Origin of the sequence: Pseudomonas granadensis (assembly GCF_900105485.1) — a bacterium.
GTDB classification, from domain to species: Bacteria; Pseudomonadota; Gammaproteobacteria; order Pseudomonadales; family Pseudomonadaceae; genus Aquipseudomonas; species Aquipseudomonas granadensis.
In genome coordinates this window covers 3370717-3386242 of record NZ_LT629778.1, presented here as the reverse complement: position 1 = coordinate 3386242, position 15526 = coordinate 3370717, and the positions used below count along the sequence as shown (strand labels likewise).

At 59.1% G+C, this 15526-nt stretch carries 10 protein-coding genes and 1 pseudogene; all 11 read right to left on the bottom strand.

Annotated elements, in window-relative coordinates; translation table 11 throughout:
- Window positions 1-25: 25 nt before the first annotated feature.
- Complete coding sequence (locus tag BLU52_RS14890) at window positions 26-2857, bottom strand: RHS repeat domain-containing protein (RefSeq protein ID WP_231987972.1); 2832 nt, start codon at window positions 2855-2857, stop codon at window positions 26-28.
- Entirely contained in the window at window positions 2854-7479 is a 4626-nt protein-coding gene (locus tag BLU52_RS14885; RefSeq protein ID WP_090284385.1) for a SpvB/TcaC N-terminal domain-containing protein, read from the bottom strand. The genes BLU52_RS14890 and BLU52_RS14885 overlap by 4 nt, the downstream gene beginning before the upstream one ends.
- The gene (locus BLU52_RS26885; RefSeq protein ID WP_197677939.1) at window positions 7476-7784 is read right to left on the bottom strand and encodes a hypothetical protein; all 309 of its coding nucleotides are present in this window, start codon (window positions 7782-7784) and stop codon (window positions 7476-7478) included. The genes BLU52_RS14885 and BLU52_RS26885 overlap by 4 nt, the downstream gene beginning before the upstream one ends.
- 495 nt (window positions 7785-8279) lie before the next feature.
- On the bottom strand, window positions 8280-8594 hold the full coding sequence (locus tag BLU52_RS14875) for a helix-turn-helix domain-containing protein (protein ID WP_090284383.1): 315 nt from the start codon (window positions 8592-8594) through the stop codon (window positions 8280-8282).
- Window positions 8584-8934, bottom strand: a pseudogene (locus tag BLU52_RS14870) (toxin). The gene BLU52_RS14875 and the pseudogene BLU52_RS14870 overlap by 11 nt, the downstream one beginning before the upstream one ends.
- A gap of 319 nt (window positions 8935-9253) precedes the next feature.
- Complete coding sequence (nuoN, locus tag BLU52_RS14865) at window positions 9254-10717, bottom strand: NADH-quinone oxidoreductase subunit NuoN (RefSeq protein WP_090284381.1); 1464 nt, start codon at window positions 10715-10717, stop codon at window positions 9254-9256.
- A gap of 7 nt (window positions 10718-10724) precedes the next feature.
- On the bottom strand, window positions 10725-12257 hold the full coding sequence (nuoM, locus tag BLU52_RS14860) for an NADH-quinone oxidoreductase subunit M (protein WP_090284379.1): 1533 nt from the start codon (window positions 12255-12257) through the stop codon (window positions 10725-10727).
- A gap of 39 nt (window positions 12258-12296) precedes the next feature.
- On the bottom strand, window positions 12297-14150 hold the full coding sequence (gene nuoL / locus BLU52_RS14855) for an NADH-quinone oxidoreductase subunit L (protein ID WP_090284377.1): 1854 nt from the start codon (window positions 14148-14150) through the stop codon (window positions 12297-12299).
- Window positions 14147-14455, bottom strand: coding sequence for an NADH-quinone oxidoreductase subunit NuoK (gene nuoK / locus BLU52_RS14850; protein ID WP_003180046.1), 309 nt, complete (start codon window positions 14453-14455; stop codon window positions 14147-14149). The genes nuoL and nuoK overlap by 4 nt, the downstream gene beginning before the upstream one ends.
- Window positions 14456-14458: 3 nt before the next feature.
- Entirely contained in the window at window positions 14459-14959 is a 501-nt protein-coding gene (gene nuoJ, locus BLU52_RS14845) for an NADH-quinone oxidoreductase subunit J (RefSeq protein WP_090284375.1), read from the bottom strand.
- Window positions 14960-14968: 9 nt separating this feature from the next.
- On the bottom strand, window positions 14969-15517 hold the full coding sequence (gene nuoI, locus BLU52_RS14840) for an NADH-quinone oxidoreductase subunit NuoI (protein WP_016775283.1): 549 nt from the start codon (window positions 15515-15517) through the stop codon (window positions 14969-14971).
- Window positions 15518-15526: the final 9 nt, after the last annotated feature.

Below are 15526 nucleotides of genomic sequence, written 5' to 3'. Positions count from 1 at the left end.
AGCGGTGTGCGCAGAGAAGCCGGAGTCACTGTTCTGGTCGGTTTGCGAGCGATGGCCAGCGATTTTTGCCAGGCATGAGTGAACCCAGAAAATTCACTAATCTATTCCCTGATGTCGATTTACGAGCCCCCTCTATGTGGGGATCCACAGACCGTGCAAGGCCTTTGACCATGTCCTTGTCTCTCAACATCAAGAGCGAAAACAGGGCCAGCGTGTCGGCATTCGATGCCAAAAGTTGCTCCGACTCACCAGGGGAAGGGTTTTTCTCTCTTAACTCGGTATGAATTTCGGAGATGTGGATGGGTAAATCCTGGAGTCGTGAGGCAGTTTCACTCTCGGAAGTGCCATAATGAAAAAAACTTTTGGGATACCCGAACGGATCTTCCGTATCCGAAACGAGATGAGACAGTTCGTGGATTAGAATCCTGGCTCTGCCAATGACGTTATTTGACCTGAATAGCTCCGTTACGAAGATGCGTCGATGCGCGTCATCTGTAATGACAAAGGCGTTATCTTCAAGTAGTACGTCGGCTCTACTTTCTAAATACACAATCTGATCACGAAGATCTCCTCCGCGTTGGTACCTTGGTATTGCTTTGTGAATAGCCTTGTAACTCCGCAGCATAGATTGAGCAACTGTCAGTCCAGAATCCAATTTAGCGTTACGGCTGCCTCCCAAAAATGAATCAAGTCCATCTGGATTTGCTGATTCCAGATACTTGATGGTGTCTTTGATTAATTTCGCGCTTAATTTCCAGGCCGCATCATTGGTTTTGGAGAATTCAATTTCGCCGGCAGCTAAAGCCTCGGTATTTCCTCGATACTTTACGGCGTAGTCATATTTACTTTCTATGGCTATTTCTTCGTTCTGGTCGTTCGCCCCTTTATGTAACAACCCTAGGAAGTCATATCCGCTGGACGGATTGTTCTTCACAAACTTGTATGGGTTGAGGCCGTCAACCGTCCCGGCCGGATCCGGATTCAACCAGCGCTGCAACCACGCCACGTAATACCTGAACCCGTAGTAATAAAGCCCCGTCACATCGCGCTCTTTGCCCGAATAGCGCTGTATTTTGTAGCTCGCCTCAACGTCTCCACGCCCGGCAAACCACGCGGTGGTGCCAAACGGGTGATAACGCTCATGACTGATTACCTGGCCCGCACTGTCGAGTTCCAGCATGCAGGAACCCAAATGGTCGTTGAGGTTGTAACGCAGTTGATCGTTGGCGATGCCTTGGGGCGGTTTGGATTCCCAGTGCAGAACCTGCACGCTGCTACGCCCGGCCTGAACACTGATGACCTGTAACGTTTCGCCCGTGCCGCTATGGGTGCGGATTTGCAGATTCGGCAGATAACGGGCTTCAGCGATCAGTGTCCGGGCGTTGGTTTGGATCTGCTGCACTTTGCGCAGGCGCGTGCCGTCGGCACCGTAAACGTATTGCTCGTGATCGCCAGCCGCTCCGTCACGCTCAACAGGTCGGACTTCGCGCAACTGGTTGCGCAGATCCCAATGTAAAGGCTGCCCCGGTTGCAGGGCGAGCAGATTGCCGTTGGCATCGAAGCCGTTACGGAAATCTTCTTCGTCCGGCTCCACGCCAGCCAATACGGGTAGACAGCGGTTGCTTTGGGCGGCGGCGAGCAGGCGATGGCCATGTCTTTGCGCGCCTTCGTGAATCAGTTCCAGCAGGTTGCCATCGCGATCATAGCGATAGGTCTGGGTGTACTGGGTGACTGCGGCCGGATCGTTGAATGCCGAAAACGACGGGCCCTGATTGGCGCCACCAGCCTCCCATCCCGTTGCTTTGAGCAACTGATAGAGGCTGTCATACCCATAGCGGTTGATCGGCTCGATGCGCTGGTTGGCGAAGTAGCGAATCGGCAGTGCGGCGTCGTCGATGCTGATGACATTGCCGACCGGGTCATAGGCATAGTGCAAGTCTTGCAGGAGTTCGTCGTTGCGTCTGGCTTGCAGTCGGGTCAGGCGACCATCTTCGGACGCATAGTGCAATGCGGTGATCACGCCGTTGCCGGCGGTTTCCTGCTCGGTCTGGCCTTGTGCGTTGTACTGGATGGCGTTGACCAGAGTTTTCGGTTGGGGTTGTTTATCCAGTTGCAGGCGTACTTCGTGCAGCTGTCCATCGCAGGTCTGACTGAAAAACTGCCGGTTACCTTTGGCGTCGGTCTGCTCAATCACTTCACCCGGCGCATTGTAGAGCGAGCGGCTTATTGCTCCGGCGCCGGTCTCAAGCAACGTGTCGCGTTCGCTTTCAAGCGCTGGCCAGTCGGGGCCGTCCAGCGCACGCAGAAAATGCCGAGTCTGCTGCACAACCCCACCTGTCAATCCGAACTGTTCGAACAACTGCGTGCCGGCCGGATCATCGTGCCGAATCAGTTGCCCGCACTGATTACGTGCGGTGAGCGTCGGATCGCTGCCGCCATAACCATAACGCTCGGCGCACAAAGGCTCGCCATCGTGCGCGTGTTCGAACACTGCCAGTGGCCGCAGCTGTTCGTCGTACGCGATGCTGCGTTGGCTGCCCCGGCCATCCCAACCGTGTAGCGGTTGACGTGCTTCGCCCGGCAGGCTGACGCGCCAGCCGGCGTCGACACTGAGCGTCGTCAGCGCCTGTCCCGTCAGTGAATACACCGTGGCGAGGTTGGCTGGGGCTGACGCGTCGGCGAACAAGCGCGGGTCTCGCTGTGCCACCAGCCGCCCGGCAGCGTCATGGTGACGGGATGTGATGCGCGCCTCGGGTTCGCTGGCGTCCTCGCGCCAATAGGCCACCTGCCGCACTGGTAAGCCACGGTTGTCGGTGACGCTCAGGTTAGGCGTCAGTGCGTGGATGCCCGGATTCATGACCACCAGTTGCGCCGCCGTTGTTCCGGTGGAGGCTCGAACAAATCATTTTCGTCGAAGGCCACGTTGCACCAGATCCAGTACCAGACTTGCCGGCGCAGATGTTTCATCGTCGGCGGATTGCCCTGCAGCATTTGTTTCGCCAGCACGGTTTCGGTCGGACGTCCTGCGGCGTCGTAGAACTGCTGATCATGAAAGGCATGCGCGCGCATTGAACGGTCATTGATGTAGCGCGGCTGATCGGCGAAGTAGGGCCGGTAGATCCGCACTTTTTCACCTTTGTTGTTGTATTCCACCGGTTCGCTGACGCGCCAGCGTCGCGTTACCTCGGCTTCTATCGGTTGGCCGTCGGCGTTGAGAATCAACTCGCCGTTTTCACCGACCTGCCAGGATTTGCCCGGTTCTACTTCCTGCTTGGTCTGCAACGAGCGGCCGAAGCCGTCGAGGCAGGCGATACTGACCCGCACTTGCATCTCGGGGTCGCCGGGGTATCGGTCCGCCAGCAGCGCGACGGAGTACACGGGTTCGCGTTGCGCTGCATCGATCTGCTGTTGCAGCAGCATCTCATTGGCGTCGGGATTTTCCAGGCCGGTGAGGTGTTGTCGGGCGTGATCGCAAAGGTGCCCGCTGGGCAGTATGAAACCGTGATTCTTTGCCCACTCCAACCAGTCCGGTGCGGGTGGCGGGTTGCGTGAGACGCGGCCCATCCAGCTGAAGGTGTCCCAGAAACTGGCGCTGGCGAACCGGCCAATGGCGTTTTTCGGGTCGGCAATGGCACCCATCGGATCGCGATCCGGCGGCGGCACGTAGCTGCTCAATGGGTCGAAGCCCACCGGCTTGCCCAGTTCGGTGCCATGGAAACTGGTGACCAACGGCTCGCCGAACGCGTTGTAGCGCGCTTCCTGGATATTGCGGTTGGCGTCTTCGATGGACGCTGGCAGAAAGGTGCGGTAATCCACATCGAGGCTGCGGGTGGTGCAACCGTCGGGCAAGGTCACGGCGGTGGTCAGACACCCGTACGCGTCATAGATGATCAGGGTTTCGCCGTGACTACGGGTTTCGCGGTATTTCTCCAGGTTATAAAAGCTGTCGAACCCGTGGTAAGTGGGGAAGCCTCGGTGCACCGACCACAAATAGTTCTTCGCATCGTCCGGATCGGCGATTGCGGTCTCTGCGGCTGCCGGCAAAAACAGCGGCATGATGTGATAGCCGACTTCTGGCGATTCGAGTTTTTCTTTCAGGTTGAAGGGCATTTCGCCGTCGGTATTCTTGAGTTTGTCGTAAGCGCTCAGGGCGATGGCATCCAGTTCTGCCCTTTCCACATACCCCGGCAGACCCGCGAAGGTGGCCTCACCGGGTTCAAGGGTCTGAGCATTCTGCGGGTTGATATAGCGCTGCAATGACAGGCTGGCCAGCACCGCCTGTTTCGCCCACTCGCCGTCGTCGCCGCTCATCTGCAAGAAGTGTTCGTGGTTGATCTGCTGCGGGCTCAGCGCGGCTTTTTCCACCACCAGCGCATTGCTGCGCTGTTGGAAGGGCAGGTCCAGGCGCCATGCCTCGATATCCGGCAGGTGGATCGGTTGCGCTCTGGTTTGGCTCAGATACCATTTCTGTTGCGCATCGTCATGGGCGTCGCGCCACCAGTTCTGCTGATGTTCATCGCTGAACGGCGGCATGTCGGCGAGGGTCCGGCGTCGCGCATAATTCACCGTGAAACCATGCAGGCTGCTGCCGTAGGCGTCCCACTCAAGACTCAGTTGGTGCTGACACAACGGATCGTCAGCGAGCGATGGCTCGTATTGGTAGCTCAGCGATTCGACATCCAGCGGCAAGATCACCGCGTACGGTTGATATTTGCTTTTAGGCCGTAATATCCGCACGCCGTAGCGATGCTCTTGTGCCACATAGGGCACGGCGGTATCCGGGTTATCGTCCGCCGAGTAGACCTCCGAGCGCAGCACCCTGCCGCTCAACGTACGGGCGATCTCTCGGGCGCTGTCGTCATCGGTCACCGTGAACGCTTGCGCCGCGCCGTCATTGAAGTGGTAGTTCTGCAGCAACGTCGGCTTGAGCTCGACCGCTTCCACGTCGCCGGCGTAATAACCGGTTCTCGGCGGATCGATGGCCTCGCCAGTGTGGAACCAAGTCTTGCTGAGGATGGGCGCGGTGAAGCCGGCGGCCGCACGCTCGGCTGGCGATGCTTCGGTGTCGTTTTGCAGCAAAAGACGAAAACCGCGGAATTCGCGCTCGAAGCGGTCGTAGTAACCGCCGCGATAGCTGAAGATTTGCGTCAGCCTGTTGCCGGTGATTTCATCGCATTGGGTTTGCCGACTAACCAAATGCATGGCCATCGGCAGTGCTGAAACCGGGTTGTCGACCCCGGCGGCGATCTGCTCACGTTTTTCATCCAGCCATTCCTGCGCCGAGCTGCGGTAAGTCACGCCGCTGCCGGCGCCCATGTTGTTGCAACTTCTGTTCAACAGATACGGCTTGGCGTTGACGAAGTCGTAATGCCAGTGGCGGGGCGACATGTGCGGCAGCGTCACGATCAGGCTGGAACAGCCGAGGCCTTGCAGGTCGGCGCTGCTGACCTGCCAGAGCCGGTCGTAGGCGAGGCCCTCCGGCCAGGGCAGATCGACTGAGTTCTGCGCAAAGCCGCTGCCAGCTTGATTCATGAACACCCGCAGGCGCGCGGTTTCCAGGTAGATCAGATCAGCCGCACCCGAACCGTCGAGGTCGGCGAGCAGCACTTGGGAGGCATTGAATTCGCTGTAGGCGAAGGGCAGGTCGCACAGCACAAAACCCTTGCCGAAACGCCCACGGCCCAGATTCGGCCAGCATTTGACTTCGTTGTGACGGATGCGCACCAGATGTTGCTGACCACTGCCAATGACATCGGCGAACGCAACGACTTCGGTCGGGCTGTTGCTGAGCACGGGCAGGTAATCGTCGTCGCCCGCGGCGGTTTTTTCTCGATGAGGTACATCGAGGGCGTCGGTGAATCCTGCTGCGCGACGGTTGGCATACAGACGCACGCTGCGCGGGCCGATCAGTGTCAGGTCGCTCAGGCCGTCACCCACCAGGTCTGCAGTCTGTGCCATCGGGTGGAAAAACTCGCCGGGAAACGCATCGAACGGCACAAATCCCGACCAGTTGCGGTCCGGGCCGAGGGTGAAATATCCGCACATGCCCGGCGTGGCGAGGACCCAGTCGAGCTTGCCATCGCCGGTCAGGTCGGTGAGGGACTGACGAATCGGTTTGCCAGAGTCAGCCGTCGGCACATGTTCGAGGCGTTTCCACTCGCTGTAGACGACTTCGTCGCCGCCGGCCTCTGCGCGCAATGGCTCGCGGTAATACCAGGCCCGGTCATAGCGACACAGCACACCCGACAGGCCTTCACCATACAGGTCGACCATCTGATACTGCTGACCGTCGTTGAGGCCGGGCATGTCGAGAAATTTTTTCCAGCCCTGGGGTGTCGGGGCGAGGTCGAACGCGTTGTAGCTGAACTCCATGGGCGGCCGGCTTTCGATCTGGCCGAGCCCGTCGTAAGCCTGCTGGTGAGCGGCAATCAAATGGTTGTAGCCAAGCGGATCGGAGCGATATTGCAGGAGCAGGCGCTGCACCAGCACCGGGTCATCGCCCAGCTCTTCGGGGAAATGATGAAACATCAGCACTTGTCGACACAGGCGTCGGTTACCTAATTCGAAACCATAGGCGTAGATCCAGTAAGGGTCGCTGCGCTCGGGCCAAGGCTGCTGCTCGGCAAAGGTCGGCACTGTTTCAAGATCGCTGCTGCGCTCGCCATAGTCGAACAGCAGCTGAAAGTGCCACAGCTGGTTTTCCCAACTGCCGGTGTCCCAGGCGTACAGATGCGCAGAAGCCTTTTCGTTGCCGTAACACACGCGTTTGAGATAGCGCTGAGCTCGGTAGTCACGATACTGCGGGGCAGCGGGGAGGTCTGTTTCGGCCTTGTACTCGTAGACGATGTGTTCACCACGGGTATTGAGGCTTTCCTCGATCATCCACACGCCGACACGCTGCGGGTCGTTCGGATCGGCCCGGCGCGAATTGGCGGTGCTGCCATAAATGTGCAGGCTGCCGTCGGCGCCGTGAAGCAGCCACAAACCGGGCTTGTCCACCAGGGTCGACCAGTGCTCGATCAGGGTGAAGGCACCCTCGACCCGCGGCCAGTGACGCACGACGGTATAGGTGGTGGGCAGGGCAACGCCGTTGTAGGTGCTGGCGCTGCGGGAAATCAGCTCGCCGTCGCTTTCATTGCGCTCGGGCATCCACACATCGCCGTCAGGGCCCACCACCTGGTCGCTGCCGTCATACGCCGGCACGCCCTTGACCGTGCGCAGGGTTACCGCGTCGACCGTCAGTTGCCAGCCGATGCCGCAGGGGCTGTTGCCGGTGCTGCTGCTGTAACCCAGCCCCAGCGCAGGGGCAAAACCACGCCCGGCTGAAATCGGCAAAGGCAGTTCGAGCGACGCCGTACCCTTGGTGCCTACGCCGGCCGAACCCTTGCCGATGCTTTGAATGGCGCCGCCACCCTTGGGCAGGGCCGGGGTGTTGATTTGCATCGTCGATTGTTGCGGCGGCTGCGGGTGTTCATTCATAGCGAACCACCTTCGCAGCGGGCGGTGTAGCTGATGTGCACGATGATGTCTGGGAGAGATTGGAGCATCGCCAACTGGGCAGTCGGGTTGGGGAAGGTCAGGCTCCAGTGTGATTTCGCATCGGCATTGGCATCGCTGTACCGGGCCAATTGACGAGCGGAGGCGGACCTGGGCAGGCGCACGATATCGAAGACTGAGGTGAAGCCCATTTTCTGCATGGCGGCTGCGAAGTCGCGGCGGCCTCTTTTTAACGGGGCGTCGGACTTGATGAGGGCGTTCATCAGCGAGGGGATGTCGTCGGCCATGAGTGTGCAGCTCCTACCAGATGAGGTGGCATCAGGGGAATGCCTAGTAGGGTCACGCTAACGAAAAATGGGAGAGTCGTAACCTGTCAGACCTGACAGGTTGGTCGTGTTTCTTTATACCTTTTCATACTTTTTTATCTTTTTTTGGCTTTTGAGTAATAAGTCTATATGCGCTTTATCGTGGGGACGTGAATTGATCTATCGCCGGTTGGCGTCTATGAGGTGAAAAAATGGTCAATTTAAGTGCCGACTCCTCATGGTTGCGGCGAAAAACGTAGATGGCTCCCATCTGGCAGATGTCTACGTCAATGGTGAAGAGTGGGCATTGAATCACGCTTGGCGAATCGGCAAGCACCAAATTCGAGTTGTTCAGACAGTTAACGATGTACCGTCTACTGTAAAGCCCTGATTAAACTTCTGGACGGGCTCAACGCCCTTTCTTGTCGAGCAAGGGCGTTTTTTATTCCACCAGACAGGTGGATTGAGCCTTCAATTTCAGCTCAGGGCCGCCAGCTGTTCGATCGTCTGCGGAAAACGCTCGACCAGACGAATCAATGTCGTCGCTTGGGCATTGGGCGTAGCTCGACCTTGTTCCCAGTTCTCGAGCGTGCGGGTGTTGGTGCGCAGATACATCGCGAACACCGATCGGGAGAGCTTGAGCTGTTGACGGATGGCGACCACTTCTTCGGCGGTAATCGGCACCAGTTTGGGCAACTGGACCTTGTGGGTGCGCAGCGTGATCTTGCCTTGGCGCTCATCGGTCAGGGCGTCGAGGCCATCCATCAGTTCGGAAAAAATGTCACGTTTCATAGTGGGTTCTCGTGTTGAGTTCTCGATCCAGCGTTTGCCTGAACAGTTTTCTCTGCGCCGGCGTCAGGTCGTCTTGATCGCTTTTGCTGTAGACGGTGAACAGCCAGAACTGATCGAAGCCTGACCACCAGTAATAAATGATGCGTAATCCGCTACGCTTGCCTTTGCCTCTTCGTTGATCGCAAAAGCGGATTTTTCGTAGCCCTCCGGTTTCCTCGATGAGATCGCCTGCTTCGGGGTTTTTCAGCAATTCCAACTAAAAACTGAGGAACAGGTACTCGTCCAGGTAATCGTCGCGGTGCCTCTGAAACGCAGGAAGTTCGATAAAAAGAGCATCCATGTTTTGTACGCTTCCTGCGTATAGTTTTGTCCTGAAAAAGCGAATCGGTCAAGGCTTCCGAGCCGTCCATTTCGCTGCTTATTCAACGCTAGACTCCGGTCGCAAAAACACCTGTAGGAAGCGTCAACAGGTGGGGTGAGAAGGTTCGATAGAGGGGAGGGAAGACGTCGCGACTGGCGTGTCGGAAAAAGACCTCGACTCCGTAAGCCGGACCGGACGCGGCGCTCGCCACGTACTGTTTGTTGCGGAGAAATCCCACGCAAAAAAAAAACGGCACCCGAAAGGTGCCGTTTTTTTGTTTCCAGTTCTAACGGAGCAATCAGCCCGCCAGTCCCGCCTGTTGTACCAGCACCAGCAATGGCTGCGGATAGACACCCAGGAAGAACGCGACCAGGGCGATGGCCAGCAGCATCACGCCGCCTGCCTTCTGTTCCCAGTGCAGCTGGGCGTCGTGGCGACGCAGGTTTGGCTCGATCAGGTACAGGGTGACCATCACGCGCAGGTAGTAGAACACGCCGATGGCGCTGCCCAGTACCAGCGCACCGACCAGCCACCATTGGTGCGATTCGACACCGCTGGCAATGATGTAGAACTTGCCGATGAAGCCTGCGGTCAGCGGGATACCGGCCAGCGACAACATCATTACGGTCAGCACGGCGGTCAGGTACGGACGGCGCCAGAACAGGCCGCGGTATTCGTACAAAGCATCCGCGTCACGGCCGTTGTACGGCGAGGACATCAGGGTGATCACACCGAAGGCGCCGAGGCTGGTGATCACGTAGGTGACCAGGTACACGCCGATGGCTTCCACCGCCAGGCCCTTGCTCGCCACCAACGCGATCAGCAAGTAGCCGAAGTGCGCGATGGACGAGTAACCGAGCAGCCGCTTGAGGTTGCTTTGGGTCAGTGCCAGCAGGTTACCGAACAGGATCGACGCAACAGCGATGGCACTGAGCACGTCGCTCAGCACACCGCTGCTGGCGGCAGGGGAGATCTGGAACAGACGCACCATCACCGCAAACACGGCCACCTTCGACGCGGTAGCCAGGAATGCCGCCACCGGTGCCGGAGCACCTTCGTAAACGTCCGGCGTCCACAGGTGGAACGGTACCAGCGACAGCTTGAACGCCAGACCGATCAGCATCATGCCCAGGCCCAGTTGTGCCAGCGAACTCGGCAGACCCGTTGCAGCCAGCGCCTGACCGATGCCGACGAAGCTCAGCGAGCCTGCGTCCGCATACAGCAGCGCCATACCGAACAGCAGGAACGCGGAACCGGCCGCCGACAGCACCATGTACTTGATGCCGGCTTCCAGCGAACGCTTGTTGAAGAAGGCGTAAGCCACCAGACCGTAAACCGGTACCGACAGCAGTTCCAGGCCGATGAACAAACCGGCCAGGTGCTGCGCGCTGACCAGCACCAGACCACCGGCGGCGGCCATCAGGATCAGCAGGTACAGTTCTTCGCGGTTGCCCGGGTAGCCCGAACCGCCATCACCCAGGTAGGCGTGGGCGAGGGTGACGCATGCGAGGGTGGCGACCAGGATCAGCGCCATGTACAGGCAAGCGAAGGTGTCGATCTGCAGCAACGGGGTCACGGCCAGCGGCGCGACTTTCAGCGCCGGCAGGATCGACAGCAAGGCCAGGTTCAGACCAGCGACCGAGATCAGGAAGGTCTGCGAGTGGTTGCGGCGCCAGGCGATTGCCAGCATCACCACGATAATGGTGAGGCTGGTGATCAACAGTGGCGCAAGCGCAATAAAGTGTTGAATCGTGAATTCCATAGCGCTCTTACCGGGCCGAAGCGAGTTGAGTGAAGGCGGTGCCGAGCCACTGCTGCACGCCATGCATCGTGGCGGCAGAGGTGTCGAGGAACGGTTGCGGGTAGACGCCGAGGTAAATCAGCAGCACCGCAAGGCCGAGCACCATGATCAGTTCGCGTGCGTCCATACCGTGCAGCACGGTGTCGGATTTCGACGGGCCGAAGTAGGCACGGTGGATCATGATCAGCGAATACACCGAACCGAACACCAGACCGGACGTTGCAATGGCTGTGACCCATGGAGCGCTGGCGAAGGAACCGATCAGGATCAGGAACTCGCCGACAAAGTTACCGGTACCCGGCAGACCGAGCGACGCCGCCGCAAAGAACAGGCTGATCGCCGGCAGGTATGCAATACGCGACCACAGGCCGCCCATCTCACGCATGTCACGCGTGTGCAGACGCTCGTACAACTGACCGCTGAGGATAAACAGGGCCGCCGCCGACAGACCGTGCGCCAACATCTGGATCACTGCGCCCTGCAGGGCCAGTTGGCTGCCGGAGTAAATACCGATCAACACGAAACCCATGTGGGAAACGGAGGAGAAGGCGATCAGACGCTTGATGTCGGTTTGGGCGAAGGCCAGGAACGCACCGTAGAAAATCCCGATCAGACCGAGGGTCATGGCGATCGGCGCAAACTCGGCCGAGGCATTCGGGAACAGCGGCAGGGCGAAACGCAGCAGGCCGTAGGCCGCGGTTTTCAGCAGGATACCGGCGAGGTCGACGGAACCGGCCGTCGGCGCCTGGGCGTGGGCATCAGGCAACCACGAGTGGAACGGTACGACCGGCAGCTTGACCGCGAAGGCGATGAAGAAACCGAGCATCAGAATGTACTCGGTGGTCATCGACATCTTGGTTTTCAACAGATCGGCGTAGTTGAAGGTAATCACGCCAGTGTTGTTGAAGTTGACCAGCACCAGACCGAGGATCGCCACCAGCATGATCAGGCCGGAAGCCTGAGTGAAGATGAAGAACTTGGTCGCTGCGTAGATCCGGGTTTTCTTGCCGTCCGAAGAACTGTGACCCCAGAGCGCGATGAGGAAGTACATCGGCACCAGCATCATTTCCCAGAAGAAGAAGAACATGAACAGGTCGAGGGCGAGGAACACGCCGACCACACCGCCCAGGATCCACATCAGGTTCAGGTGGAAGAAGCCAACGTGACGTTGAATCTCTTTCCACGAGCAGAGTACCGAGAGGATACCCAGCAGGCCGGTCAGCAGGATCATCAACAGCGACAGGCCGTCGAGGGCCAGGTGCACGTTGATGCCGAAGCGCTGGATCCAGACGTGCTTGAACTCAAGCGCCCAGGTCGGGTCGGCGCCCGGCGCCGGTGCAAATGAATAGTCACCGTGGGCCCACAGCCAGAGGCCGAGGGCGAGTTCCAGGGTCATGGTCAACAGCGCAATCCAGCGCGGGAGGGTAGCGCCGAAGCGCTCACCCATCCAGCACAGCAGGCCGCCGATGAAGGGGATCAGGATTAGCCAAGGCAGAATCATGACGGGCTCGTTTCCTTTCGCAAATTCGCAAGGTTCATATCAGACCGCTACCAGCACGATGGCGCCGATTACCAGCACGGCACCAGCAGCCATCGAGGCGGCATACCAACGCAGTTGACCGGTCTCGGTACGGCTCAGGGCAGTGTGACCCCCCTTGGCCATACGCGGGATCAGACCGATGGTCTGGTCGAGCGGGTCTTTGCGCAGTACATGGCTGATCGCAAGGTACGGCTTGACGAACAGTTTGTCGTAGATCCAGTCGAAGCCCCAGGCAGCGAACCACCAGGCCGAAAGGAAACGGCCGATGCCGCTGTTGGCGATCGCCGTGACGAAACGACGCTTGCCAAGGAACAGCAGGGCCGCCAGCAGGATACCGGCCAGGGCGATGGCGCCCGAGGCGATTTCCAGACTGTGCTTGGCTTCGCCACCGGCATGCCCGACGCTTTCTGGCAGAACGCCGTGCAGCGGCGGCACGATCATCGCGCCGACGAAAGTCGACAGAACGATCAGCACCGACAGCGGCAGCCAGTGTGCGATGCCGTGACCAGCGTGGGCTTCGGTCTTGGCTTCACCATGGAACGTGATGAAGATCAGGCGGAAGGTGTACAGCGACGTCATGAACGCACCGACCAGACCGGCGTAGAGCAGACCGTGGTTGCCGCTGGCGAACGCTTCCCAAAGGATTTCGTCCTTGGAGTAGAAGCCCGCGGTGACCAGTGGCAGAGCGGCCAGTGCAGCACCACCCACGATGAAACTGGCGTAGGCCAGTGGCAGCTTTTTCCACAGACCGCCCATCTTGAAGATGTTCTGCTCGTGATGGCAGGCAACGATCACCGCACCGGAAGCAAGGAACAGCAGAGCCTTGAAGAAGGCGTGGGTCATCAGGTGGAAAATCGCGCCATCCCAGGCACCGACGCCCAGCGCCAGGAACATGTAGCCGATCTGGCTCATGGTCGAGTAGGCGAGGATACGTTTGATGTCGGTTTGAACCAGAGCGGCGAAACCAGCGAGCACCAGCGTCACACCACCGACGATCCCGACCAGGTGCAGGATGTCCGGCGCCAGGGTGAACAGACCGTGGGTACGGGCGATCAGGTAGACACCGGCGGTTACCATGGTCGCAGCGTGAATCAGTGCCGACACCGGGGTAGGGCCGGCCATCGCATCGGCCAGCCAGGTTTGCAGCGGCAGTTGTGCCGATTTACCGACCGCACCACCCAGCAGCATCAGGGTGGCCAGGGTGATCCAGAAGTCGCCGACCTGGAATTTCTGCGGTGCCAGCACCAGCAGCTCCTGGATGTTCAACGTGCCCACTTGCTGGAACAGGATGAACAGGCCGATGGCCATGAACACGTCACCGATCCGGGTCACGATGAAGGCCTTGAGCGCGGCATTACCGTTGTTGCGGTTGCTGTAGTAGAAACCGATCAACAGGTACGAGCACAGGCCCACGCCTTCCCAGCCGAAGTACAGGAACAACAGGTTATCGCCGAGCACCAGGAACAGCATGCTGGCGATAAACAGGTTGGTGTACGAGAAGAAGCGCGAGTAGCCCGCTTCGCCGCGCATGTACCAGGACGCGAACAGGTGGATCAGGAAACCGACGCCGACCACCACGCCGAGCATGGTGATCGACAGGCCGTCGATGTAGAGGGCGAAATCAGGCTTGAAGCCTTCCACCGCCATCCACTGCCACAGCACCAACGTGTAGTGACCGCTTTCGGGAGGCGCGACGTTGAATTGCCAGATGACGTAAGCGGTGACGATCGCCGACAAGCCAATGGAACCCACGCCGACCAGCGCCGAGAGGTTTTCCGACCAGCGTCCACGGGAGAACGACAGCAGCAGGAAACCGATTAAAGGAAATACGAAAGTCAGAAAGATCAGGTTCATCCGCGCATCTCACTGGCAGCGTCGATATCGAGCGTGTGGAAGCGGCGATACAGTTGCAGCAGGATCGCCAGGCCAATACTGGCCTCGGCGGCTGCCAGGCTGATCACCAGGATGAACATGATTTGTCCATCCGGCTGCGCCCAGCGGGCGCCCGCAACGATGAAGGCCAGAGCAGAGGCGTTCATCATCACTTCCAGACTCATCAACACGAACAAAATGTTGCGGCGGACCATCAGGCCGACCAGACCAAGGCAGAACAGGATGCCGGCAACCGCCAGTCCATGCTCGAGAGGGATAGCAGGCATGTCTTACTCCTTCGCCTCGTTACGGCCCAAATGGAACGCCGTGACGGCTGCGGCGAGCAGCAGCATCGAGGCGAGTTCGACCACCAGCAGATACGGGCCGAACAGGCTGATGCCCACGGCTTTGGCGTCTACGGTGGTGTGGCCGATGGCCTGACCGCTCTGGTGAGCGAACAGCACATACAGCAGTTCGGCCAGCAGCAGCCCGGCAAGAATCACCGGTCCTGCCCAGATGCCGGGCTTGAGCCAGGTGCGTTCCTGCTGAACCGAGGCCGGGCCCAGGTTCAGCATCATCACCACGAACACGAACAGCACCATGATGGCGCCGGCGTAGGCGATCACTTCCAGTACACCGGCAAACGGTGCGCCGAGGGCGAAGAAGGTCATGGCCACGGCGATCAACGAGATGATCAGGTAGAGCAGGGCGTGCACAGGGTTGGTGTTGGTGACCACACGAAGCGTGGACACCACCGCGATACCCGATGCGAAATAGAAAGCGAATTCCATCGTTCTTCCTTAAGGCAGCAAGCTCTTCACGTTGATCGGTTCGGCTTCGTTCTGCGCAGCGCCTTTCGGCTTGCCAGCGATTGCCATACCTGCAACACGATAGAAGTTGTAATCAGGGTTTTTGCCGGGGCCGGAGATCAACAGATCTTCTTTCTCGTACACCAGGTCCTGACGTTTGAACTCGGCCATCTCGAAATCCGGGGTCAGCTGGATCGCGGTGGTCGGGCAGGCTTCCTCGCAGAGACCGCAGAAAATGCAGCGCGAGAAGTTGATACGGAAGAAGTCCGGGTACCAGCGACCGTCTTCGGTTTCAGCTTTCTGCAGCGAGATGCAACCCACCGGGCACGCCACGGCGCACAGATTGCAGGCTACGCAGCGTTCTTCGCCATCGGGGTCGCGGGTCAGGACGATGCGGCCACGGTAGCGCGGCGGCAGGTAGACCTGTTCTTCCGGGTATTGCAGGGTGTCGCGCTTGCGAAAGCCATGGCCGAAGACCATGACCAGGCTGCGCAACTGGGTACCGGTACCCTTAACGATGTCGCCAATATATTTGAACATGGGTCAAAT